Below are 25,193 nucleotides of genomic sequence, written 5' to 3'. Positions count from 1 at the left end.
TTCCTACAGTAACAGAATGAAAAGATCGCAGAATGAAAAGCTTTAGCAAAAGCAATATCTATTGACTCATTTTTTATAATGTATACTTGATAGTATATGTTTAACTATACATCTGTTTATCTATAAGTTCAAGAATTACCTTATTTTGGTCATCATATATAAGAATATGGACACAAAAATGATTATTTTTTTGCACATACACATGAATTTACTTGTTAAAACGAAATCAAAAGGCCTATTTTTTGCAAGGGATGTTTTTGTTACTTTATTTGTATTTGGCCATTATATTTATATACTAGTGGCATATATCCGCTATCTTTATATATTATCAAATCTCCCTAATTTTAGGGATTCATAAGAACCTATTGTGTAGATTGGATTGAGTCTTCCGGGATTAATTGGTAGATAAAAAGGAGGTATAGAATGCTTGTAGTAGACAAAGAAGGCATCCTGGTCAGGTATAACGTCAAAATGGAAAAATCAATGACACCTGAGGACGCAGCAGTGGAACTGTATCCGCAGGATGAGCTTATTCGTCCAATCGCAGCAGCAATTTTCGAAGGTGAAGAAGATGACGTTATAGAAGGACTGGAAGCAGCAATTTCAGCAGGAAGAGATCCAATTTCTCTTATTGACGATGCTCTTATGGTCGGTATGAAAGTTGTCACAAGCCTCTATGACAAGGGTATCATCTTTCTTCCAAATGTTATGATGTCAGCAGATGCTATGCTGGAAGGTATCGATTTCTGTAAAGAACAGGGTGGAGAAGTACCAAAACCAAAGGGAAAAGTTGTTGTTCATGTTGCTGAAGGTGACGTTCACGATATAGGAAAGTCCATTGTTGCAGCACTGTTCAGGGCAAACGGGTACGATGTAGTTGACCTTGGCCGTGATGTACCGGTTGATGAAGTTATAACAGCTGTAAAGGCAGAAAGTCCGGTGATGCTTACCGGAACAGCACTTATGACAACCACAATGTACGCATTCAAAGAAGTAAACGACAGGCTTATGGAAGCAGGACTTAGTCTCCCTTTCCAGTGTGGTGGCGGAGCAGTGAACCAGGACTTCGTATCGACTTATGCACTCGGTGTATATGGTGAAGAGGCTGCAGATGCACCAAAGATGGCAGATGCAATTCTTGAAGGAAAGAATCTCGAATCACTGAAAGCGGAGTTTCACAAGCACTAAGAGGTGACAAGAATGGCAGTGAACAGATTCACAACAATGGCTTATGCAGAAGCTGACGAAATGGTCTTCGGTAAAGCAAAGAAACCTGTAAAAGCAGGACTTGAGCTTGAGATCGGTGCGGGCTATACAACTGCAGAAGTTAATTATGCTCCAAGACCTGAAGCCGGGGAGACAAAGGAAAAGCTTGTAAATGAATACCAAAGGATTACAAAAGACATCATGGCAAGAATGGTCCAGGTCGGGTTCCCATCCGTAGTACTTGAAACAGAGCACGTACAACAGATGACCAACAACCCAACATGGGGAGGAGAAGTTGCACACGCACAGAAGACCATCATGGAAGAATACCATGAAGAGTACGGCATCAAATGTGCACTCAGACATACACCTGGTGACATCAGGGAAAACAAGGATTTCCTCGACCTAAGAGGTGACAAGCAGGCTGTTGTACTTGAGTCATTTGAAGCTGTTGCAGAAGGTGGCGCAGATCTCTTGTCTATCGAGTCAATGGGTGGAAAAGAAATTTTCGACTACGCAGTACTCAGGAATGACACTGCAGGTATGCTTTGCGCAATAGGTTGCCTTGGCACCATGGATATGGAATACCTATGGCAGGATATTGCAAAGGTTGCACAAACAAAGGGCGTAGTCGCAGCTGGTGACACTGACTGTGCACAGGCAAACACTGCAATGTTCATTGCTGGCGGTCTTCTTGACAAGAACCTTGCACACACCCTTGCAATCATCGCAAGGACCATAGCAGCGTCAAGGTCACTCGCAGCATACGAGTCCGGCGCAGTTGGTCCGGGCAAAGATTGTGGATACGAGAACATCATAATCAAAGCCATCTCCGGTATGCCAATGTCTTTCGAAGGTAAGACTTCAACCTGTGCTCACTCAGATGTTATGGGTAATCTCATCATGCAGTGCTGTGACCTGTGGTCAAATGAATCTGTAGAATATCACGGTGAATTTGGCGGTACAACCGTACAGTGCTGGTCTGAGTCGCTCAACTATGACTGTGCACTCATGAACACTGCACTAAAGTCAGGCAACGAGAAGATTCTCAGAGATCTCCTCATGGCTTCTGACAGGTTCAGAGATCCACAGTCCTATATCCTTGCATACGACAACGCATACAGGATAGGAGAGGCGATCGTAAAGGACGGAAGTGACATTTATCTCCGTGCAAAGAATGCTGCAGTAGAATGCTGCAAGCTTCTGAATAACTCAGAAGGTCTCGATATGACAAAGTTCGAACTCGGTGCTCTCGAAAAAGCAACCGTAGAACTGGATTCGCTCACCTCAGAATCCGAGACATTCATGAATGAATGCATGGAGAAATACAAAGCAGAAGTCTCTGTGTTCAAACCAGAGAACTATGCACTCTAAGTGCAGATGCAGAAGAAGGAAGTTTTCCTAAAGAAAACTTCTTTCTTTAATTTCGAGAATTAAAAATCAAAAAAAATCCCTTCGAACTAATTCACATTCATGGATTTGTCAAAAAGCTGAAGTTGCAAACCCTATGATATTTGAATATGAATCAAAGTAAAAGTTCCAGATTTATACAACTAAATGCGGGAGTAAAAGCATGCCTGAAGAAATTAAAGACTACAAGGATTATGGGTATGAAGTATATAAAGGCGGGTTATTTTGGGAAACATACATCTACAAAAAAATAGTGAAAAGTGAGTATAAATTAGTAGATGTTTTAAGATTTTTAGTGAAACCTACCAGAGAAAAGATTCATAAAAATATTGATCAAAAAGTCTTACAAAGCACAATGAGTCAGATGTAGATTTTTTGATTTTATCCCTTTTCTTCTTTTATTCATCTTCCAGTACAGCATAATCCAGAACATCTTCTATGGTGTCAACATATTCTACATCGATTCCCACTTCTTCCTCTATATATGCTTCCGCATCGACGGTCTCAGAGTCTTCATCAATGATGACGATGTCCCCTATCCTTTGCTCATTGGCATTGCCGATAACCAATATTTCATTTTCTTCAGGAATAAGGAATAAGTCTTTGCCATTATCTTTTGCAGCCCTGGCTTTCTCGACCACTCCTCCGATGGGACCTATGTTTCCTTCCTCATCGATGGTGCCGGTAACTGTTACACCAGGATCAAGGGTTTCATTATCAAGTGCTGCTATCATTATCAAGGTCATCAGTGCACCGGCACTTGGTCCGTCAACACCGGGTATTTCCTGCTCGGCTCTGATACTGTATATAGTATCACTTTCGGAAAGACTGGTGTTCGTAATATCCTGAGCAACCAGGGCAGCCGTATTAGCTGCATCCTGGAATACAACACCCATGAGGGGCTCTGTTTGCACAAGAACTCTCCCTTTTCCTGGTATGAGCTCTACTGAAACGTCTATCATGGTACCTTCTTCAGTCACAATTCTCCTAAAAAACGGTCCGTCATCTACTACTTCTATCTTCTGAATCACCGCTGGTGCCTGTAATGTGGCCGAGCCAGTTATGCCTGTAGGACACACCCCTGCTTGCGATTCAAGCTCAAAGACACGGTCCCGGTAAAAATCAAGCTCTGCGGTACATGATTGCAGGGATTCGTTGTTAAGTTGTATCTGTTCTTTCAATGCGTCGTTTGTATCCTGAAGCGACTCTAGCTCCTGTTTAATCTGCCTGACTTCTGAATCTTCAAGAGGCTGAGCAGATACCCAAAAATAGGCGTTAAGAGCCAGCGAGGCTATCAGTAACAATACAATTACCCGATTCCCCATTAGTTTAAATATAAACATTCTCGTATTTACTGTTTCTCAATTGTAACTGGTCACCAAAATCCCAATGTCTTTATCCGGGACCAAAAAAAGCTTAACTGAAAGTTCCTATTCTCCGGTATGGACGAATCAGTAATTTTTGAGATATTTGACGGTTTGCCACGACAGGGTCCAGGCAGTAATGAATGTACGGAAAAAGCTTTCAATTATCTACCATCCCTTACGCCGGGTACAAAGATACTGGACATCGGCTGTGGTGTGGGGATGCAGACCCGCCATCTTGCAAGCATTTGTGATAACTGCCATATAACTGCAAGCGACATTTACCAACCTTTCCTGGACGAATTGATGCAAAGGGCTTCAGATAAAGGATTGGCAGACAGAATTTCCACGGTCCGTGCCTCTATGGATGATCTTCCTTTCAGTGACGGTGAGTTTGATGTGATCTGGTGTGAGGGCGCAATCTTTATCGTTGGTCTTGAAAAAGGTCTCAATTACTGGAAACGTTTCCTGAAGGAAGACAGCTTCATTGCACTTACAGAAGCAACCTGGTTCACTGACAATCCTTCTGAAGAAGCACTGCAGTTGTGGCAAGCATCCTATCCTGACATAAAGACAATACCTGAAACAGAAAAGGTCATCGAGTCTGCAGGTTACAAAATAGTCACCAGTTTTAAACTGCCTGCATCCGCCTGGTGGGATGATTATTATAATCATTTTGACAAAATGCTTGATGAAGCGGAAGTAAAATTCAAAGGCAATTCAGATGCCGAAATGGTGATAGAGTTCTCCAAAAAGGAAAAGGAAGTTTTCAGGGAACATTCGGATGAATATGGCTATACGTTCTTTATAATGCAGAAAGTTGACTGATTGAATCCTGCCAATAGGCAGGATATTCATGATGCTGGAGTTTAACAATAAAAGTGCTTCTGCCAAACTATAAATTAATTCTTTTTACTTTTTGAATATCCGGATATTCGGTAGTTTATCTCTTCAAAGTTGCTGCATGACAACGGATTCTGCAAGCAGGAAAGTTTGAGGAATAACTGAAAATAGATAAATACGATAAAAAACGATTCCCATCGTGAACATTTACCTTATCTTTGCCTGGATATGGGGTGCAATGATAGCTACTGCTTTCTGGGAAGCATATGTGGAAGGCAGGAATGCAGGTAATCGGGGTAAATTCGGCTGGAAGATCAGGTTCAGCAAGAACATAACCCTGACAGCATATCATTTTTACCTGTTCTTTGTCATGTGGCCTATGTTACTTACCCTGCCTCTGATAGTCAACGGCTGGGACACCCGCCTTTTTGGCATACTTTTAAGCGCATATTTCTCGGGGCTCGTGATCGAAGATTTCACGTGGTTCATTGTAAATCCCGTCGTTAAATTCTCTGAATGGAACCCGAAATTCGTTAACTACTATCCCTGGGTAAAAATTGGTAAGGGATACCTGCCTTTGATGTACATTACACATCTGGCTGCTGCCTTGATCTCATGGCGGCTTTTTTGGGCTAATTGGTGAAACTGATCCAAGAAAATTAAAGTTTGGGAGAATGCCTGGCAATTTCCTCAAATAAGAATCTCTATATTTCCGGCAGAAACCTGTGTTTTAAAGGTCTCTACCCTTGGGTCTTCCATATCTACATACTCACCGGTGTCCACATTCTCACCGTTCCTTATATCAAAACCCCAGTTATGGCAGGCACACTTGAGTACGTATCCATCCAGCGTTCCGCTCTTCAACGGACATCCCTCATGAGGACATTCATTCAAAAACGCATACACATCATCCCCTTTCCTTATCAGGGCGATCTGTTTATCTTTTCCTTTGAATATCTTTATTTTGCCTTCTTTCAGCTTACTTTCTTCGAATGCTGTGATCCATTCGGACATCGTTCATTCCTCCTCTGCTAAAAAGAATGATCAGGATATGCTTAGCAGATCATTTTGATAGCTAACGATTCCACATTAGATTATGCATTTTAATCTGTTAAATATAATCCGTTAATAAAAGCATTATACAGCATTAAAGAAAGATGGATAATCGATGCAGAGGTATCCGAACTGTCCGAAGCTACTGAAAATAGATTCCGAGTTTGTCACCGATAGGCTTAATTGAGTTGTTGCAGTAGAAGATGCGTTGATCTTTTTTGCTTTGAAAAGTAGAGCAACTTGGAACATTGATAATTTGAAATTTAACGTTCACAGAAATACAAACATAACAATATATGGTATCATGTTTGTACTTTTCAATATCATCAAATAAAGTATTAAAAGGAACTTAAAACTATGGAATCTATAACTTTTCAGGATCTTCAACTGTCAACAAGTATGGAAAAAGGAATCGAAGATCTGGGGTTTGAAGAACCCACTCCTATCCAGGCACAGGCTATTCCCTACATTATGGAAGGCAGGGATGTAATAGGCCAGGCGCAGACCGGGACGGGAAAAACAGCAGCATTCGGAATACCTGCCCTGGAGATGATCGAGCAGGATGTCAAGAGAGTGCAGGTGCTTGTGCTTTGTCCTACAAGAGAACTCGCAAACCAGGTTGCAGACGAGTTAAACAAACTTTCAAGATACAAAAAGATCAAAATCCTGCCTGTATATGGCGGTCAGAGTATAGAAAGGCAGATAAGGGCTTTGCGCAAAGGTGCACAGATAGTCATCGGAACTCCCGGTAGGATAATGGATCACATAGAACGTGGGACATTGAAAATCGGAAATGTTTCAATGATTGTGCTGGATGAAGCAGATGAAATGCTTGATATGGGCTTCAGGGAAGATATCGAGTTTATACTTAATGACACCCCCACTACGAGGCAAACAATTCTTTTTTCAGCAACAATGCCCCGTCCCATAATGAAGCTGACCAAACGATATCAGACAGATCCGCAGCTTGTAAAGACCATTCACAAGAAGCTTACCGTACCACATGTAGAGCAGTCTTACTTTGAAGTCAAACATCATGCAAAACCTGAGGTACTCTGCAGGTTGATAGACATTTACGACGTAAACTCTTCTCTTGTTTTCTGTAACACTAAAAAAGGTGTGGACCAGCTTGTAGAAAAACTGAAATCAAGAGGGTACCTGGCTGAAGGTTTACACGGCGATATGAAGCAGCAGCAAAGGGAAAGGGTTATGGCTAGTTTCAGAAAAGGCGATATAGAGACTCTTGTTGCAACCGATGTAGCTGCTCGTGGCATAGATGTGGAGAACATAGAGCTTGTATTCAATTATGATGTACCCCAGGACGAAGAATCATATGTGCATCGGATCGGAAGGACCGGAAGGGCAGGAAGACAGGGACTTGCCTTTACCTTCGCTTCAGGCAAGGAGATGTACAAACTAAAGAATATTCAGAAATATACGAAGGTGAAGATAAGTCGAAAGAAGGTTCCCTCAAGAAGTGATGCGGAGGATTTCAAGGCCAATCTGCTCTCCCAGAAAGTCAAGGATACAATTGATCAGGGACACCTTGGAAAATATGTTCACTGGGTAGAAACGCTGCTGGAAGAAGATTATGCCTCTATCGATATAGCAGCGGGTCTTGTAAAGCTGATGTTGTCTGAAGAAAATAAGTGAAATGAATACTTGAAGAATATTGCCGGAGGATTTCCGGTATTTATTCGTTTTTTCGATTCAACTTATATATGGTGAGTTTTATAGGTAACCCCAGGAGTAGTCTGCGTCACAGTATTAGAATTCATCCTTGTTTTTTAATCATTGCAGCGCTTGGATTATCTTAATTCGGATGTTTTTGGTGTTTATGCACTTCAATATGCACAGCATTTCCATAAAATATCCTCTTGAATATAACAAATAAAATATCACAAATAATTAGAAACAAATCGAGGTATTAATCTGGCTAACTATAACAGCAGGAAAAGACAAAGTAACGCAGGTAGTAAATCCGATGGTACACCTGAAGTGGTGCGGGTAAGAGTACCACGCAAAGATAAAAATGAAGTTCTTGCAACAGTTTCTACTCTTCTGGGAGCAAACAGGGTAAGACTTCAATGTATGGATGGAGTTGTTCGTATGGGCAGGATTCCTGGCTCAAAGAAGAAGAGAATGTGGGTCCATGAAGGAGACATAGTAATAGCTACACCCTGGTCTTTCCAGGATGAAAAAGCTGATGTGGTCTGGAAATACACAAGACCTCAAGCTAACTGGCTCGAAAACAGGGGCTATCTTAAATAATGAGTTGAGAACTCATTCACATTCTTCTTTCTTTTAATATCTTCCAGAATGCGTGGTTCTGGTCAAAACTTTAAGACATTGGATTTCCAATTAAGAGCTTAAAGTCTCAAATCAAAAATAGTGTTTGAAGGACTCTGTCCTTCATATTGAAATTGGGGTAAAATTATTCTGCAAGCTGTCCGAATGCAAACTTACGCATTACTTTTGTGACTTCAATTGTAACTTCATCTCCGACCTGTGTGCCCGGGACAAAAATGACAAATCCGCTTACTCTAGCGATTCCGTCTCCTTCTTTTGCAATGTCTTCGATTGTTACGTCATATTTCTCACCGGCTTCAACCGGTGCGGTAGATTCATTTCTGTTGAACAAATATTTCACATCCATTTTGGTATGAGCTTAAAAAGACCTAACTAAGCTTGAAAACATAACGGTAAAGAAATGTACTTAATGAATACAATCAAATGCCATACGTTTAACAAAACAGTTCTATCTTAAAGCATGCTATATACGTTTATACCCATATATATCCATTTTGCCTTATAATTTGAAAGAACATTAATCATTTTTACGGATTGGAGCATCAACAATTGAAGTAGGCAATTAAATTTAAGAGTGCAAAAAGGCAACAGCAATATATATCAGATGAACAATTCAATTCTGAACTATAATCAATTGTTCATTCTTTGTGGAATGTGCTGTCCAATGCCGAACTCATCCGATCCTAAAAACGATTCCGTAAAACAATTTATGGAAGAGACGAGCTACAGAGACATGATATATGAACTACCGGCAGGTGTCATACAAGTTGATACTGATGGTAATATACTTTTTGTGAATAAAGCTATTCTGGAACTTCTGGGCTCTCCTTCAGAAGAGGTTACTAAGTCCTTTAACATCTTTACCATGGAACCCCTGAAAAAAGCAGGGATATCATCTCTTGTGAAAGACAGTATTCTAAGAGATAAAGAGTTCATATCTGAATTTCCGTATAAAACAATGTGGGGAAAGGAACTCTATCTGAGAATAAAAGTTAAGCCTGTAAAAGACGATCATGGAAAAATTAGTGGCTGCATTGGAACTGTCGAGGATATATCAAGAAGAAAGCAAGCAGAAATAAATCTTAAGCGCCGTGTGGAAATAGAATCTCTTATAACCGATGTTTCATCAGTTTTCATAGGTTCTGAATCAGATGAACTGGACCGGGTACTAAGTACAGCTTTGGGGTTCATATCAAAATCAATAGACGCCGAATATGCCTGCTTATTTGAGTTATGTGGAGACGGACATTTTGCGGTTACATATGAATGGAATACTATCGAAACAGAAAAACGAGATATTTCGGTTCAAAAGTTCTCTGATAAGAATATGCCCTGGCTTGTTAACAGATTGAAAAATGAAAATGTAGTTTTCATATCTAACACCCCGGATATTTCAGATTCAGAGCAGGAAAACGAATTTCTTAAACAACTTAACGTTGGATCGGTTTTATTGATTTCCCTGTCAAATCATCATGGTGAACTTGTCGGTTTCATGACTTTTAGCCCCCTGAAAGAAGAGAAAAAATGGGTAATGGAATTTTCACAGTTACTTGGTCTGCTGGGAAAAATCTTCATGAGCAGTATCGAACGAAGAAGAGCATCCTGGAAATTGCAGCAAAGTGAAGAAAAGTACCGTCGTATATTCCGGGAGTTCCATGACATCTATTTTGAAACAGATACTAAGGGGACAATCCTGACGGCAAGTCCCTCTGTAAGCAAGCATCTTGGATATGAACCTGAAGAACTTATGGGTCTTCCTGTAGATACTGTCTATCGGAATACTAGAGATCGTTTTAGTTTGCGTTCGATTCTCTCTGCAAATGGTTATGTCAATGATTTTGAAATGGATTTGTTGAAAAAGAATGGTGAATCCATAAGCGTTTCTATAAGTGCTCACTGTGTTCATGAAGACGGTTCTTTGTCTATTGTTGCAGGTGTCGTTCGTAACATTACAGAACGGAAGAACGTAATCTTAGAAATGCAACAACAAAAGAACCTTCTTGCAAGTACTTTTGATTCTATACCTGACTTGCTTGCGGTGATCGACCGGGACTTGCATGTTGTGCTGAGCAACTGGAAAGAACGCGATTATATCACTAAAGAAGAAAAAATGAGTAATCCTTACTGCTACAACTGCTTCATGCATCAGGATGAACCCTGTGATCCTTGCCATGCCATGGAAGTCTTTCTTACAGGTAATGTTAAGGCCGTTGAAAAAACAAATCCGATTGATGGCAAGATTCGTGAAATCCGTGTCATGCCCATTTTTGATGAAAATGGAAATGTCTCTCTTGTTATAGAGCACATACGTGATATGACAGAGCGGAAAAAAGTCGAGCAACTTGCTATTGACGCAAAGATGGCTGCAGAGGAGGCTAATCGAACTAAAAGTGAATTCCTTGCTAATATGAGCCACGAGCTGAGAACTCCCCTTAACTCTGTGATAGGATTTTCAGAAATATTGCTCAATGAGATCTTTGGTCCTTTAAATGAGAAACAAAAAAAGCATATCGGGAATATTTCAACAAGTGGAAAGCATTTACTCAGCCTTATAAATGACATACTTGACCTTTCAAAGGTTGAAGCAGGTAAAATGGAACTTAACTTTGAGGAGTTCTGTCTTTCAATTCTGGTAGGAGATGTTTTGGCAATTTCAGGTCCTTTGGCCAGCAAGAAGAATATAGTGCTTAGCAATGAGATCTCTGCGGCTATAATGGTAACCGCTGACAAAAGTAAGATCAGACAAATATTCTATAATCTTGTAAGCAATGCCATAAAGTTCACACCTGACAACGGCTATGTCACTGTGGGAGCAGACTCATGCAACGGTATAGTAAATGTTTTTGTTGAGGATACAGGTGTAGGAATTTCACCCGGGGATATGGATAAATTGTTCCAGCCCTTTAAACAGATTGATTCTTTTTACACACGCAACTATGATGGCACAGGACTTGGTCTAGCGCTTGTAAAAAACCTGATTGAAATGCAGGGTGGAACGATTCAGGTAGAAAGCGAAATTGGAAAGGGAAGTAAGTTTATTTTTACAATACCTGAGTATACAAACCCACTTTAAGAGAAAAGAGCCTATGTTTTTTGGATGATCCATAATTATTGTCTTCATAGTTGAAAACAAGGAATTTCCTAAAAGTCAGGAAATAATCTTTACTCCTGTTTTGTAATTGATTTTCATCTTCAGGAAGGCTTTTCCAGTTCCATTATCATAATAATGATATCCTTCTGTATAGATATATTTATATTATATGTAGCCAAACCGCAACTTGCAGTCAGAAAGATATATTGCAGAATATTGTAAAAAAAGCGTCTCTGCATTCTGCTTAAAGTATTAAGTGGTGGTACACTATGAAGAACAGCTCTGGTTTCGGTACTAAAATCTTATACCTGGTTATTCTTTACCTCATACTGCTGCTGTTGGCAGGATTGTTGACAGTTACCCCAAACAATTTTTGATCCTTTGCATTGTATGCATTTTAATTCTGCCGGATTGATGACCTTAAGTAAAGCTTATCACATAATGAATCTTACTGCATTTATAGTATAATCAAGAGGTGATGATATGTCAAAAAAAGCAATGATCGTTTTACTGATCTGTGCTCTGCTGACAGTTACAGTTTTGTCATCAGGATGTACCGATTCTGGAGAGAATACAGAAATAGAGCAAAATACAGATTCTACTGATCTCTTAGCTGAGGCTGAAGATACTGTCGATGATAGCGTATTCACAAATTCTATTGGAATGGAATTTGTTAAGATCCCCGCAGGTGAGTTTATAATGGGTTCTCCTGAAAATGAGAGTTATCGTGATGGCGACGAAGGTCCTCAACACTTGGTGACCGTCTCAAATGAATTCTATTTGGGTGCTTACGAAGTAACTCAGGCACAATGGAAGGAAATAATGGATTCTGAACCTTTTTATTTCGAAGGTGACGATTTGGCGGCCGAGAAGATATCCTGGAACAATGCAATCAAATTCATTGAAGAACTTAACAGGATCGAAGAGACTCATAAATACAGGCTTCCAACTGAAGCTGAATGGGAGTATGCTGCTCGTGCCGGAACAACTACGGCCTTTTCTTTCGGTGATGACACAGCTGAATTGACAAACTATGCATGGTATGATGCTAACTCTGAGGATAAGATACATTCAGTGGGTCTCAAAGAACCAAATTCTTGGGGTCTCTATGATATGCATGGCAATGTTGCCGAGTGGGTCCAGGATGAGTACCACAGCAATTATTTTAAAGCTCCTACAGACAGTAGTGAATGGACTGGTGGTGTGGACCGACGTGTCTTCCGTGGTGGCAGCTGGATGAGTGATGATGTAAACTGCCGTTCTGCGGACAGAAATGATATCAGTCCTGGAAGCCGAAAAGAATACATTGGTTTCCGTGTTGTGAAAGAAGTCTGATCTTCTTTCATCTGTTTTTTTGACCATTCATCCCATGATGGTTGTCGTCATTATTCCTGAAATTTTTTTATCGTAGATTAGTTCCTTATTCGACCTGAGTTTAGTAATCAATGAGCGTAATAATTCCCAGTTCTGCAAGTCCGTCCACCATGAGTTGCACAGCCAGCGCTGCCAGCAGCACCCCAAATATTGCCTCGGTCAACACCAGGCGTGAGGGGTCAAGATGTTTGGACAGTTTATCTATATTTCTGAAAATAGCAAAGTCAATGGCTCCGACCAATAAAACCAGACCAATCAGGGCTGCCGCAAAAAGAAGGGAATCCATCTCATCAGAAGCAATAACCAGAGCAGCGATCCCGGCAGGATTAAGGGTATAAGGTACTGCCAGGGGATAGACTGCCATTTGCATCGGATCGCGTCCTTCGGATTCTTCGTGATGTTCCTGTTTGGACGGGCCAACAAGCATATGCAAGGCCAGCAGCATTAAGACGATACCACCAGCTATATTGGCAGATCCTGGCGAAAAATGAAGCAGACGCATTAAAAACCAACCGATAATGACCAGAACTAAAGCCGCACTGACAGCTGTTCTTACCATTTTGTCAGCCATCTTTTTTTGCACATCAGCTTCCATTCCCTGGGTTAATTCCAAAAACGGTACCAGAGAAATTTTTGGTCCCATGCCTATAAGCAATAATAAGAACAAGTCGAAAACCGAATAAAAATCTACGTCTCCCAGAACCATGATTCTCCCCAGTTTTTTTATGTTCCCAACGTTAATTAAGAGTTAAGAAGTTCTTTGCAGGATATCTGATACATCATCGCCTGTAAAATAGTTACCAAAGAGCTCATTTCAAATTATGGACATTTTTTTCTTCAATACATATTATAGAATTTTGCAGAGGTTGGGGAAACTCTCGTATTAGCAATGTAAGTTAATACTTCAGTATCCTTGCCATTTATATACTGTTTCACATAACTGAAACATGAAACACCTCTTTTGAAACTGGTTTTAGGGAATTCCAATGTACTGTTTCAGCGTATTTGTGATTGTCAAAAAGTGGATGACAATTGTCCACTGTCGGACAAACAAAGAAGAAAAAATGTAAGAGGTGAAATACAATGTACATAGATACAAAGAAAATTATTTCGACAACATTGGTTTTTTGTATATGCCTGACTTTGGCTTTGCCGGCTACTGCCAGTAACACAGCTTTGCCGACTACTGCCGGTGATATAGCTTTGCCAACTACTACCAGTAATACAACTTTATCAGCTACTGCCAGTAGCACATATACATGTGAAACAAACCAAGTATCGATACTAATGGATGAACCTGATGTTGTATATGAAGATAGTTGTTATTTCTCATTTGGAAGTAACTATTCTTTCCCTGCAGAAATCTTTGAGGATGAATTCTATGCAGACATTCTTGAGCAATTAAAGAAAGAGTATCCTGACAATGTAAGTACTGTTGAAAGCACATATAATGAAATTTTGATTAAGGGAAATGCTCTTGAAAAATTTGATGAACTCAGCATGGCTGAATATGAATTCGAAAATATTCCTTTCCCAAAGGAGATTCTTGAAGATGAATTCTATAGTGATATCATTGAGCAGGTAGAGAAAGAATACCCTGTTCTGGTGGAAACAACAGATGATGAAATAATCCTTTCCGGAAAAGCCCTTAGTCGTTTTGACGAACTATGTTATGAAAAAGATATCTCAGAAGACTTTTATCTTCCCGTCGAGATGCTTGAAGATGAGTTCTATAATGATATCCTTAAGCAGGTAGAGAAAGAATACCCCGATCTGGTGGAGACTAAAGATGACGAAATGATAATCAAGGGCAAGGCTCTTGCCAGATTTGACGAGCTGATTTATGAAAGTGAATTATCAGAAGGCTTTTATTTCCCTGTTGAAATGTTTGAAGATAAATTCTACAGTGATATTCTCGGAAAACTGAAAAAAGAATTCCCTGAACTTGTCAAAGAGGAGAAGGTCAAATATACTGAGGTTATCATTGAAGGCGAAGCAATGAACAGGTTCGACGAATTGTGTTACGAGAAGCAGCTCGTTGAGGGAGTTGCATTCCCTGTTGAAATGCTTGAAGATGAGTTCTACTCTGATATTCTTGAAGAGGTGAAATCAAAGTATCCAAACCTTGTTGAAACCAATGGCAATGAAGTTATTATAAAAGGAGCAGCTATTCAGATGTCCGATGAACTTTTCTGGGAAAGCTGGGAAAATGTGGAATATGAGGAATGCTTTGACGACTGGGAAAATGTGGAATATGGGGAATGCTTTGACGAAAGTGGAGTCGCTTTCATGATACCAATTGTTTGAAAGCAAAATGATCAGCAAATAAAGTAATATCCTTCTCATCATGTCTATCAATACAAATTGTGGATAATGAATTTTTATGGGAAGATGTTACAGGAGAGGGAAGGTATCCACAATACTCCGACAACTACCACCACCCCACTTTTCCTCTCCTTCTTACTCATTTAGAACTGTTTATTGATTTTAACCGATTGACGTTGATTTCAATAAATGCTTTACGGAGTTCAAGATTAATTACCTATATATACTAATCTGTAAATTACTCTCACGGAAAGATGTACAATGAACCTGGGAAATGGCAGAACAATTGTCCTGTTGATAGTATTATGTGTATCAGCAGCTCTTTTGGGAGCTGCAAGCAGCTATATGTTTCTGGGATTTGACGAACCGGATTATTCGGCAGATTCGGAAGAACTGCATTTTTCCACTGTTCTGATAACCGATGAATTGTCTCATATTATTATTGACCTTGAGGATACATACCCTGATAATGTCATAATCGAAAATGATGAAGTTGTCTTAAAAGACGAAGCTATCATAGAATTTGATTCTGCTTATTTTGCAAGTGAAGTTGATTTTGACTGGAATTCAATGGAAAACCAGGCTGAATACATCACATATATTGTTGATGTAGATGGTATTCGTTACTCTCAGGATTACACAGAGTATTACAGATGGAGTGGAGCAGTCGAGGAATTGCATATCTCCAGCAATTTGCTTAACGATGAGATCAACGATAGTTTGAATACAATCAATAAAAAATATCCGGGTTCTGTCACAACCAATGAAAGTGAAATTGTTATTCTCGGATATGAAGCATATAATGAGTTTGATATGTCTTACTTCAATACGGGATTAGCATTTGAGTGGGATTCAAACTCTTCAGAAGAGCAAAAAGTCAGTTTGACGATAAGAAATGACGATTATGTACTACATTCCGCAGACATGACTGATATATACAGAGATGGTTTTTATGATCCATTTTTACCTGGTATGAGCGGGAAAACAGCCATACCGACCAGTAGCTATGATCATATAATTATTAGTTATGAAGAACTGGAGGGACTGCTTAACGGAGACAATGATACAGTGCAGTATTTCCAGGAAACGCTTGATATGCATAATGAATTGCAGGGCAGCAATCTGGCAATCAATATTGAAGAGTATAACGACTGAGATTTTTGAAGAGAGGACAAAACATGGAAAAAAAAGATACTATATACGTTATCCTCCTTGCCTTCTCTCTATTTTCCATTTCCTTGATGCTTTTTTCACAGGGAATAACAAGCCTTTCTGTTACTCTTCGTGATGGGAATAATGTTGCTGTGCAGGTTCCTAATCTATTTCCTCTTACTCAAGTTCTGGGAATGCTGTTTATGTCATCAATCGCTACTTTCTGTCTCACAATGCTGACACAGGATATACTGTTCTTGCGTAACTATAATCTTTCACCGGATAAGCATGAAGATGTATCGGTCTTGTATAATGCAAATAATCCTGTAAATCCTGATCCTCTTGTTACTATGGAAGTCGCCCAACCTCCTCAATCTTTGCAATCTGACCAGGAACAAAAGAAACTGATAGCAACTAAGATTCTGGAAGGTGATTCAAGAAAGCTTTACAAGATCATAGCCGAAAAAGAGGAACTCCTTCAAAGTGATCTTGTTCTCGAATCCGGTTTTTCAAAAGTAAAGGTTAGCAGGACCCTTAAGAAACTGGAAGACAAATCCCTGATTGAAAGGAAACCATACGGGAACACAAATAAGATAATTCTCTCAAAATAAGAACTTTTGACTTAATTTTAACAATTCCGTATATATATTTTTTTAAATAGCTTACCATGTATTCTTTTGAAAAATACTCCGATTACTGAACCATTTATGAGACAAAGCAGAATCTTGATGCAATGGTAAAAATGGTGAAAGGTTCTGAGTGCATGAAAACACTTCAGGAAAAGTTATGAACATATCTATCTGATTTTGTGTGTTGGTATTTTTTCTGCATTCAATGTGGTTCATTGCCACGATTGTTCTTGCTTTCAATGTTGATGATTGCAACATTAATTTTCATGTTCTTAACAGGCGTTATCGTCTGGAAACAAAATTCAGAAACCTCATCCTTTTTTCATAATATGGCAAACTATTTGGTATTACTCCAAATTGTAGCCATTTACAAACCTTTAAGTCATCAACGATGAGAACCACAAGAATTATGATTAATCATGCCACAACCACTCACAGTAGGATGACCCATTGCATTACAAATAACGTCAATTGCAGGTTTGGAAACGAATGATTCAAAACGAGAAACCTCATCGCATGCTTCCTCAGATGACAGGCCATACTGAGTAAGCATCAGAGTCAATATGTTATGCCTGTTTACGAAAAACTCGGCATTTCTCCTGCCTTTTTCAGTAAGGAGTACACCACGATAAGGAACATGATCCACATAACCGGATTTTGAAAGATCGTTTATTGTCTTTGTAGTTGTGGAGGGATCAACGTTAAGCTCTGAAGATATATCCGTTATCCGTACGAGATTTTTCTTGTTTAAGAGAAACTTGAGGTATTCCACTTTTTTAGGAGAGAGTTCAAGACCTGTGATTTCCTGCATGCTAATACATAATCAAGAAGACATATATATTTTTTTGATTCGGGGACAAATATTGGGCGGATTTTTGGATAAATACCAATAATAAGAAACGAATATTTTCTGGATAGGCCAAAAGCAAATGATTTTAAAAATGCCTGCTAATTCAAAAACAGCATTGTTGATAGATATATGTTTAAGTACCAAGCCAACTTTTTCATAAAAATCAGGATTGTTCGCTCAAAGTCATTGGGTTTCAGCAACAAAGAAGATCGCTTGTATCACAGCAACCCTCTTGTTTGCAATCAGAACTGTACTCATTCTCTAACATGAGAATTCAGGCTAAATGGCTTGTCCACCTTAGAATTCATCTCCCACATCTCTCTACACACCACAAGCTTCCCTTAAAAAAATCACCACTCATCACGGGACTTAATCTCTCAACAGTATTATACATTCAAATATAATATTTTACATGGGATAATCCAATAAATTAAGCAAGCGGAGATGGATAAGGATTTTGAAGAGAACAGGATCAAGTTGCTGGCATTGGTTAAACATGTTGAGTATAAGTACGGCTACGCCGATAAAATTTTCATAAATATAGATTTGAAATGAATTTTTATTCATTTAATTTTTCCTGAGTACTAATTTGCTATAACTACAGCAAATCAAATTTACTAGCACCTATAAACTTTGAGTTCCTACAGAGCAATTCAGTTCAAACTATTTTTCACAACAAGCAAGCTCACATTTTCAATAGGATTAAGTAATAACTCTTGGCATTCATCCATTATATTTAAATTAAATATTGCAGTAGGATTATCCAGATTGAAACTGAGCAAGGAGAACCTTACATGATAGAGGAAATTACTAATCAGTATGACCCGGTAAAACTGGAAAAAAAGATCCATGAACTCTGGGAAAAAACAGATGCTTATTCAAAAGTACGTGAGCGCAGAAAAGGTGGAAAGAGGTTCTTTTTCGTTGACGGACCACCATATACTACAGGCCATATACACCTTGGTACTGCATGGAATAAGATCATCAAGGACTCTATCCTGCGTTACCGTTCCATGAATGGTTATGATATACTTGATCGTGCAGGGTGGGACATGCATGGTCTGCCAATTGAAGTAAAAGTTGAAGGAGTACTTGGTTTTACTTCCAAGAAAGATATCGAAAAATATGGTGTCGGTAATTTCATCGAAAAATGCAAAGAATTTGCCCTGAGCCAGAAAAATGATATGACAGACCAGTTCCAGATGCTAGGTGCCTGGCTGGACTGGAACGATCCATATATGACGCTGCGTGATGAGTACATTGAGGCAGCATGGTGGACCCTTAAGCAGGCCCAGGAGAAAAAGCTGCTGGAGCAGGGTAAACGTGTGGTAAACTGGTGTCCGAGATGTGAAACTGCCATTGCAGATTCCGAAGTAGAGTATGAAGACCGCACAGACCCTTCGATATTTGTCAAATTCAAAATAAAGGGAGAAGATAATACTTTTGTTGTTATATGGACTACAACACCGTGGACCATTCCTTCAAATGTTGCAGTAGCAGTGCATCCTTCCTTTGAATATTCAAAAGTAAAAGCTGTGACATCCGATGGTAAAGAAGAGATACTCATAGTTGCATCTCAGCTTGTAGAAGATGTGCTCAGGAAAGGAAGATATGCGGACTATGAAGTACTTGACACAATGCTCGGTGAAGATCTTACTTCCCTTTCATATGAAAGTCCGCTATTTGATCTTGTACCGGAACAGGCAGCAATGGAACATGGCATCTATCTTGCGGATTTTGTAACAGCTGAGAATACGGGCTGTGTACATATTGCTCCAGGACATGGTATGGATGACTTTGAAGTAGGAAAGAAGAATAATCTTCCCATATTCTGTCCTGTAGGTTCTGACGGACGCTATACCGAAGCAGCAGGAGAATATACCGGCATGCATATTCGTGAAGCGAATAAAGTCATCGTCGAAGACCTTCTCGAACGTGAAAGGTTGCTTGCTGAAGGAACTATCACTCACAGATACGGACACTGCTGGCGCTGTAAGACACCTATCATCTATCTTGCAACCGAACAATGGTTCATCAAGATAGGGGACCTTAAGGACCAGATGCTCTCTGAGATCGAAAAAGTAGACTGGTATCCTGACTGGGCAGGTTCTGCAAGATTCAGGGACTGGATAGAGGGTGCACGTGACTGGTGTGTATCCCGCCAGAGATACTGGGGTATTCCTATACCTGTCTGGAAATGTAACAGTTGTTCCAACATGCATGTAGTAGGTACCAAGGAAGAGCTCCTTGAAATGTCAGGAAAGAGCGAGGATATTGAGCTTCACAGGCCATATGTTGACGAGGTTCTGCTTGACTGCGAATGCGGCGGCAAGATGAAACGTGTGGAAGATGTATTTGACGTCTGGTTCGATTCAGCCGTAGCTTCCTGGGCAACCCTTCGTTTCCCCCAGAAAAAGGAAGAATTTGACAAATGGTGGCCTGCAGACTTCATTACCGAGGGACAGGACCAGACACGCGGATGGTTCTACTCACAACTTGGTGCAAGTATGGTAGCCTTTGGGAAGGCTCCTTACAAGAGTGTATTAATGCACGGCTTCACCCTTGACAGCGAGAGCAAGAAAATGTCAAAGAGCCTTGGAAACGTTGTTGCTCCTGGTGATGTTATTGCCCAATTCGGTGCTGACACACTACGCAGTTTTGTACTTTCCTCAAGTGCTCCCTGGGATGACTTGAAATTTGTCAGCGGTGAACTTGGAAACATCAACAGGACACTTAACATCCTCTGGAATGTGTACCGTTTCCCTCTTCCATACATGGTGTTGGATGAGTTTGATCCTTCAAAGGTATCCCTTGAATCTGTTAAACCTCATATGCGTGAAGAAGACAGATGGATACTCTCAAGGTCACAGTCATTGATCAGTGATGTCAACGCAGCAATGGATAAGTATACCCTTCACAGGGCAATACGCGCCATCAACGAATTTGTGCTGGAAGATCTCTCCAGATGGTACATACAACTTATCAGGCCAAGGACCTGGGTAGAGGCGGATGACCCTGACAAAATCGCGGTATACAGGGTACTGTATGAAGTATTCGTTACACTCTCAAAAATCATTGCACCTTTCATGCCTCACCTTGCAGAGGAAATGTACCAGAATTTGGTCAAAAATGTGGATGCTGAAGCGCCTGAATCTATTCATATGAACAACTGGCCGGTTGTTGACGAGTCACTAGTGGACAAGGAACTGGAAATACATATGGATCTTGTCAGGTCAATAGTAGAAGCATCGTCGAACGCCCGTCAGAAAGTGGGAAGAAAACTTAGGTGGCCGGTGTCCCGCATAATAGTAGCTCCAAACAAAGAAGAAGTTGTGGATGCTGTAATTAGTCTTAAGTCCGTACTCATGGACCAGACAAATTCCAAGGATATCATACTTGCAGAGCTTGGTGGATCATGGGATGAGTTAGGATTTGAAGCAATTCCAAACCCAAGTACTATTGGCCCTGTATTCAAGGGAGATGCAGGTAAAGTCATAGCTTCTATCAAGCAGACTGATCCGATGGCCCTTAAAAAAGCACTGGCAAGTTCCGGGGAATATGAACTTGAGATCGCCGGAGGCGAAAAGGTAAGTGTAACACCGGATATGGTCAATTTCCAGGAGAGTCTGCCTGAAATGGCTGCAAGTGCAGAATCCGATGCAGGTACCATTTATGTGGATGCAAAACTGACACGTGAAATAGAATCTGAAGGTTTTGCCAGAGAAGTTATCCGCAGGGTACAGGATATGCGTAAGGAGCTTGATCTTGCAGTTGACGAATCCATCAAGGCACACATCAGGATAGAGGATGAAAGAGTTCTTGATTTAGTACTCGATCTTGAGCAATACATCGCAAAAGAGATCAGGGCTGATGTACAGGTCATTGGACTTGATGTAGATTCCACCGGCACACTCTCCAAGGATTGGGATGTAGAAGGTGTATCAATCAGCATCGGAATCTCTCCTTCAAACGGAGAATGAAGGAAATATAAGGTATGGAATTCGAACTTTGGGAACCCCTCTACCTGAGTATACTCAGGGATATGGGGTTTAGCAGGGAAGAAGATGAGCATGCAGCTCATCTTCTCTCCCGGATGCTGGATCAGTCTAAGACAGCAGATGTATCAGTTCTTAGAAAGCTGATAGCCGGAAAAAGCGTTGTTGTGTGTGGCAATGCTCCGGGTCTTGGAGCCGGGATTGACCACATGGATATTTCTGGTTATGTTATCATTGCTGCTGACGGAGCAACAGCAAGTCTGGTCGATAGAGATATAATACCGGACATCATTGTAACCGATCTTGACGGAGACATAGAAAAAGAGATAATAGCCAACAAAAAGGGATCGATTATTGTAGTACATGCACATGGGGATAATATGGATAAGCTGGAAAGATATGTGCCACTACTAAATGATATAATTGGAAGTACACAATCAACGCCTCTCAAGAATGTATACAATTTCGGAGGCTTCAGTGACGGTGATAGATGTGTATTCCTTGCAAAAGAATTTGGTGCGTCTGATATCAAGTTGTTAGGCTTTGATTTTGAAGATAAAAATGTCACATCCGTAAAGAAAAAGAAACTCAAATGGGCAAAAAAATTGATAGGGGATATACTCTGAAGATATTATATTCTGTATTTAACTTTATTTTTATAAGTCCTTCAGAGTTACGATTTTATGAGAATCTATTTATATTTCCCTACTAAATAGGGATTGGAACTATATGCAAACGCTTATTCTTTGTATTGACAGAGATAATGATCTGGGAGAAAAAGCCAATATCAGGGGACCTCTGATTGGCAGGGAAGCAAATATCGAGGCTGCGGTAAGGCTTGGCACAGCAGACCCCGAGGATTCTGATACGAATACTATTTTCGGAGGTATTCAGGTACTTGATGAGTTGACGGCAAAAGGCGTCAAAGCAGAGATTGTAACTCTTGCAGGTGACAAGAATATCGGCATCATTTCCGACCAGAAAATAGCCAACCAACTGGACATAATCCTCAAAAAATTCAGTGCCGAATCTGCGATTTTTATATCAGACGGCGCAGAAGATGAAACACTGTTGCCAATAGTCCAGTCCAGAATCAAAATAGACTCTGTAAAACGTATAGTTGTCATGCAGAGTGCAAATCTTGAAAGTACTTATTATATTATCAAACATGCATTCAATGATCCTAAGATATCCCAGACGTTTTTCGTACCCTTGGGCCTGGCTTCATTGATATATGCATTTTTCCTTCTGATAAGATATCCTGAAGGAGCTATCATCGGAATACTTGCAGCAGTAGGTCTTTACATGCTGTACCGTGGATTCGGGGATTCTGTCTCGGTATTCTGGGAACGCCTGAAGGATTCTTTCTATTCCGGAAGAATAACCTTTGTTACCTATGCTACAGCAGGTATTATATTCCTGCTTGCAACCATTCTGGGACTAGTAAATGTCTGGAAACTTTACACCAGTGAAGGTATCTGGTACTATGGAATAGTTCCTCTGGCTACTGTTTTCATAAACACTACTATATGGCTGTACACAGGAGCAATTCTGTTTGCAGATTTAGGAAAAATAATCGATTGCAAAAAGAGTGGAAAGTCAATTTTCAAGTATGTGATACCTGCTTTCTTTGCAATCTCAATGGGTCTGCTCTTCTGGGGTGCAAGTACATACCTGATATCCATAAATCCAGTCATTGGAAGTGATTCCCTTGATTCGCAGGAAGGTGTACAGTATTTTGTTTACTCCATTGTAGCTGCCATAATCATAGCTCTTCTGGGAATTAAGATATCCACGAATATCAAAGTAGAAGAGAAAAAAGGTCTGGTAGGGTCGGCTGATGCAGACTCTTAAAGATATGAGTCCTGAGGAATCTGCCCCGGACATTGCAATAATCGGAGGTGTCAGTACTTTCCTGCCACGTGACTCTGAAAGCAGCCTGCTTGAAACACCTTTCGGGAACGTTAATGCTTATTTCACTAAAGGCAATGGCAGGAATGTTGTCATTGTACCAAGGCATGCAGATGGAGCAAAGCATGTTCCTCCCCACAGGATAAATTATCGGGCCATTGTTATGGCAATCAAACAGCTTGGAGTTGAGAGAATAATCTCTGTAAATTCCGTGGGTACAATGAAAAATCACCCAATCGGCAGTATTGTACTTGCTGAGGATTTCCTTGATTTTACCAGAAACAGAATCTCTACATTTTACGATGACATAACAGCTCATGTAGACATGACAGAGCCGTATTGCCCGCAGATCAGGCAGACTTTTAAAAGCGTACTGAAAAAGAGGAAGATGGGTTTTTCAGAAGGAGTCTATGTCTGCACCGAAGGACCAAGGTTTGAAACAAGGGCAGAGATAAGAATGATGAGTCAGTTCGGTGATTTCGTGGGAATGACCGGGGTGCCTGAAGTCGTTCTGGCAAAAGAATTGAAACTCTGTTATGCTTCTGTTTGTACTGTGACCAATAATGCCTGTGGAATGGATGAGAAAAAAGTAACCGCATCAGAGGTTGTTAATATCCTTCAGGAAAAAAGGGAATTGTTGTTCGACGTTATTATGGAGGCAATCGAGCAAATTCCCGAAAACCGAAATTGCCATTGCAGTGAATCAATGACTGATGCTTGCCTTTAGCGATGAATTCCAAGCAGATTTTTCTAAATCTTTTATTGTCACGAAGTTCAGGCTATATCTCTTGAAGTATCTATCTGCACACCTTCCCCAATCTTGAATTTAATGACATCAGCATCTGGCACCATACCTCTTATTTTCGGGATGGCAAGTTTACTTACCAGTTTATCAGGTCCTTTTTCAAGTGAGGAATCAAAGATTACATCAACAGATGCAAAAGCTTCGTTATCCATCTTTTCCGAATTACTGCCTTTATGGCCATAAAGATAAGTAAGGCATTGTATTTCTTTGGTGATTTCGTAGATAACATTTGTAAGCTGACGAATGATTCCGGGATTTACATTCAGGTTCATGAAAAAGGAAAAAGAGTCGATGATAATGTTAATAAGTTCATCACTGGAATCATTTGCAATATTGTGAAGATTATATTCGGTGAACTCAATTATCTTTGAGTCCATATACTCGTTGCCTACGCTTTCGACCATTTCTCCGCATGAACTGAAAAAATATTCACTGTAAACATCAACAAAGATTATGTTTCCCGGATCAAAACCAAGATTTATGATATCATTGAGTACGTATTTGGGCTTGCGGCCTGTGGTGAAGTAGAATGTCTTACGCGACTGGGTAAATTGATAAAGGAAAACTTCAGACATGGATCGCGGGTCAGCTGAAAAATAGGACAATGAACCTGCAGGCAAACCTCCTCCAAGGTTTCTGTCAAGCACATTTATGCCTGTAGAAAGCAACAGTAAACCATCCTGAGATATCATGTCATCGGAAGCCGGTCTTTTGAGGCTGTCATACAATGATGCTGTTTCTCCGTACTCTTCACCCTGTTCATCGGGAGTGACAGTACTAGCTGCAATAGGATTATTCATCAAAATTTACCAGCCCCTTTAAGCAATAACTAATATATTGTTTTTTATATTTTTAGCTTTTGCTTTTTATAAATC

General features: G+C 40.1%; 22 protein-coding genes. 16 read left to right on the top strand and 6 right to left on the bottom strand.

Translation table 11 applies throughout. The annotated features are described in order from the left end of the window. Nucleotides 1-423 precede the first annotated feature (423 nt). From mtaC to V7O62_RS02415, 3 genes are all read left to right on the top strand, one after another. Nucleotides 424-1,188, top strand: coding sequence for a methanol--corrinoid protein MtaC (mtaC, locus tag V7O62_RS02425; protein WP_406657428.1), 765 nt, complete (start codon nucleotides 424-426; stop codon nucleotides 1,186-1,188). 12 nt (nucleotides 1,189-1,200) lie between these two features. Beyond that, nucleotides 1,201-2,580, top strand: a complete 1,380-nt coding sequence (gene mtaB / locus V7O62_RS02420; protein ID WP_406657427.1) for a methanol--corrinoid protein co-methyltransferase MtaB — start codon at nucleotides 1,201-1,203, stop codon at nucleotides 2,578-2,580. A gap of 199 nt (nucleotides 2,581-2,779) precedes the next feature. Continuing rightward, entirely contained in the window at nucleotides 2,780-2,986 is a 207-nt protein-coding gene (locus tag V7O62_RS02415) for a hypothetical protein (protein WP_406657426.1), read from the top strand. A gap of 28 nt (nucleotides 2,987-3,014) precedes the next feature. On the opposite strand, the gene V7O62_RS02410 is transcribed toward V7O62_RS02415, so the two are convergent. Then, entirely contained in the window at nucleotides 3,015-3,941 is a 927-nt protein-coding gene (locus V7O62_RS02410) for a S16 family serine protease (RefSeq protein ID WP_406657425.1), read from the bottom strand. A 117-nt stretch (nucleotides 3,942-4,058) separates the two neighbouring features. Here V7O62_RS02410 and V7O62_RS02405 point away from each other — a divergent pair, with 117 nt between their 5' ends. Next, nucleotides 4,059-4,808, top strand: coding sequence for a class I SAM-dependent methyltransferase (locus V7O62_RS02405; RefSeq protein ID WP_406657424.1), 750 nt, complete (start codon nucleotides 4,059-4,061; stop codon nucleotides 4,806-4,808). 214 nt (nucleotides 4,809-5,022) lie between these two features. Beyond that, on the top strand, nucleotides 5,023-5,466 hold the full coding sequence (locus tag V7O62_RS02400; RefSeq protein WP_406657423.1) for a hypothetical protein: 444 nt from the start codon (nucleotides 5,023-5,025) through the stop codon (nucleotides 5,464-5,466). Nucleotides 5,467-5,513: 47 nt separating this feature from the next. Here the strand turns inward: V7O62_RS02400 and V7O62_RS02395 are convergent, their stop codons facing one another. After that, the gene (locus tag V7O62_RS02395; protein ID WP_406657422.1) at nucleotides 5,514-5,837 is read right to left on the bottom strand and encodes a Rieske (2Fe-2S) protein; all 324 of its coding nucleotides are present in this window, start codon (nucleotides 5,835-5,837) and stop codon (nucleotides 5,514-5,516) included. A gap of 438 nt (nucleotides 5,838-6,275) precedes the next feature. On the opposite strand from V7O62_RS02395, the gene V7O62_RS02390 reads away from it, so the two are divergent. Together V7O62_RS02390 and eif1A are read left to right on the top strand one after the other, a co-directional pair. After that, complete coding sequence (locus V7O62_RS02390; RefSeq protein ID WP_406657421.1) at nucleotides 6,276-7,529, top strand: DEAD/DEAH box helicase; 1,254 nt, start codon at nucleotides 6,276-6,278, stop codon at nucleotides 7,527-7,529. Between the two features lie 279 nt (nucleotides 7,530-7,808). Then, nucleotides 7,809-8,147, top strand: coding sequence for a translation initiation factor eIF-1A (eif1A, locus tag V7O62_RS02385; protein WP_406658320.1), 339 nt, complete (start codon nucleotides 7,809-7,811; stop codon nucleotides 8,145-8,147). Nucleotides 8,148-8,310: 163 nt separating this feature from the next. On the opposite strand, the gene V7O62_RS02380 is transcribed toward eif1A, so the two are convergent. Beyond that, entirely contained in the window at nucleotides 8,311-8,532 is a 222-nt protein-coding gene (locus V7O62_RS02380; RefSeq protein WP_406657420.1) for a TRAM domain-containing protein, read from the bottom strand. A gap of 258 nt (nucleotides 8,533-8,790) precedes the next feature. On the opposite strand from V7O62_RS02380, the gene V7O62_RS02375 reads away from it, so the two are divergent. After that, the gene (locus V7O62_RS02375) at nucleotides 8,791-11,259 is read left to right on the top strand and encodes a PAS domain S-box protein (RefSeq protein WP_406657419.1); all 2,469 of its coding nucleotides are present in this window, start codon (nucleotides 8,791-8,793) and stop codon (nucleotides 11,257-11,259) included. Nucleotides 11,260-11,760: 501 nt separating this feature from the next. Next, entirely contained in the window at nucleotides 11,761-12,612 is an 852-nt protein-coding gene (locus V7O62_RS02370) for a formylglycine-generating enzyme family protein (RefSeq protein WP_406657418.1), read from the top strand. Nucleotides 12,613-12,712: 100 nt separating this feature from the next. Here the strand turns inward: V7O62_RS02370 and V7O62_RS02365 are convergent, their stop codons facing one another. Next, nucleotides 12,713-13,357 carry a MarC family protein gene (locus tag V7O62_RS02365; RefSeq protein ID WP_406657417.1) on the bottom strand — a complete coding sequence of 215 codons (645 nt, stop codon included), beginning with the start codon at nucleotides 13,355-13,357 and terminating at the stop codon, nucleotides 12,713-12,715. Nucleotides 13,358-13,734: 377 nt separating this feature from the next. Here V7O62_RS02365 and V7O62_RS02360 point away from each other — a divergent pair, with 377 nt between their 5' ends. The 3 genes from V7O62_RS02360 to V7O62_RS02350 all read left to right on the top strand — a co-directional run bounded on the left by V7O62_RS02360 (nucleotide 13,735) and on the right by V7O62_RS02350 (nucleotide 16,739). Beyond that, a complete protein-coding gene (locus tag V7O62_RS02360) occupies nucleotides 13,735-14,958 on the top strand; it encodes a hypothetical protein (protein ID WP_406657416.1) in 1,224 nt (407 codons plus the stop codon). 279 nt (nucleotides 14,959-15,237) lie between these two features. Further along, nucleotides 15,238-16,131: a hypothetical protein gene (locus V7O62_RS02355; protein ID WP_406657415.1), complete on the top strand. Its 894-nt coding sequence runs from the start codon at nucleotides 15,238-15,240 to the stop codon at nucleotides 16,129-16,131. Between the two features lie 23 nt (nucleotides 16,132-16,154). Continuing rightward, entirely contained in the window at nucleotides 16,155-16,739 is a 585-nt protein-coding gene (locus tag V7O62_RS02350) for a helix-turn-helix transcriptional regulator (protein ID WP_406657414.1), read from the top strand. Between the two features lie 403 nt (nucleotides 16,740-17,142). Here V7O62_RS02350 and V7O62_RS02345 read toward each other — a convergent pair whose 3' ends face one another. Beyond that, nucleotides 17,143-17,568, bottom strand: a complete 426-nt coding sequence (locus tag V7O62_RS02345; protein ID WP_406657413.1) for a metal-dependent transcriptional regulator — start codon at nucleotides 17,566-17,568, stop codon at nucleotides 17,143-17,145. An 833-nt stretch (nucleotides 17,569-18,401) separates the two neighbouring features. Between V7O62_RS02345 and ileS the strand changes: the two genes are divergently transcribed. The 4 genes from ileS (at nucleotide 18,402) to V7O62_RS02325 (ending at nucleotide 24,240) form a co-directional block, all read left to right on the top strand. Next, entirely contained in the window at nucleotides 18,402-21,587 is a 3,186-nt protein-coding gene (gene ileS, locus V7O62_RS02340) for an isoleucine--tRNA ligase (RefSeq protein WP_406657412.1), read from the top strand. Nucleotides 21,588-21,601: 14 nt separating this feature from the next. Continuing rightward, on the top strand, nucleotides 21,602-22,228 hold the full coding sequence (locus V7O62_RS02335) for a 6-hydroxymethylpterin diphosphokinase MptE-like protein (protein ID WP_406657411.1): 627 nt from the start codon (nucleotides 21,602-21,604) through the stop codon (nucleotides 22,226-22,228). Nucleotides 22,229-22,331: 103 nt separating this feature from the next. Then, nucleotides 22,332-23,456 (top strand): DUF373 family protein, encoded by a 1,125-nt coding sequence (locus V7O62_RS02330; RefSeq protein ID WP_406657410.1) that lies wholly within the window; start codon nucleotides 22,332-22,334, stop codon nucleotides 23,454-23,456. Continuing rightward, entirely contained in the window at nucleotides 23,443-24,240 is a 798-nt protein-coding gene (locus tag V7O62_RS02325; protein ID WP_406657409.1) for an MTAP family purine nucleoside phosphorylase, read from the top strand. The genes V7O62_RS02330 and V7O62_RS02325 overlap by 14 nt, the downstream gene beginning before the upstream one ends. Before the next feature lie 47 nt (nucleotides 24,241-24,287). Here the strand turns inward: V7O62_RS02325 and V7O62_RS02320 are convergent, their stop codons facing one another. Continuing rightward, nucleotides 24,288-25,118 carry an RAD55 family ATPase gene (locus tag V7O62_RS02320; RefSeq protein ID WP_406657408.1) on the bottom strand — a complete coding sequence of 277 codons (831 nt, stop codon included), beginning with the start codon at nucleotides 25,116-25,118 and terminating at the stop codon, nucleotides 24,288-24,290. Between the last annotated feature and the right edge of the window lie 75 nt (nucleotides 25,119-25,193).

The sequence above is a fragment of the Methanolobus sp. ZRKC2 genome (assembly GCF_045291185.1).
Lineage (GTDB): Archaea > Halobacteriota > Methanosarcinia > Methanosarcinales > Methanosarcinaceae > Methanolobus.
This window is presented reverse-complemented; position numbering and strand designations above follow the sequence as displayed.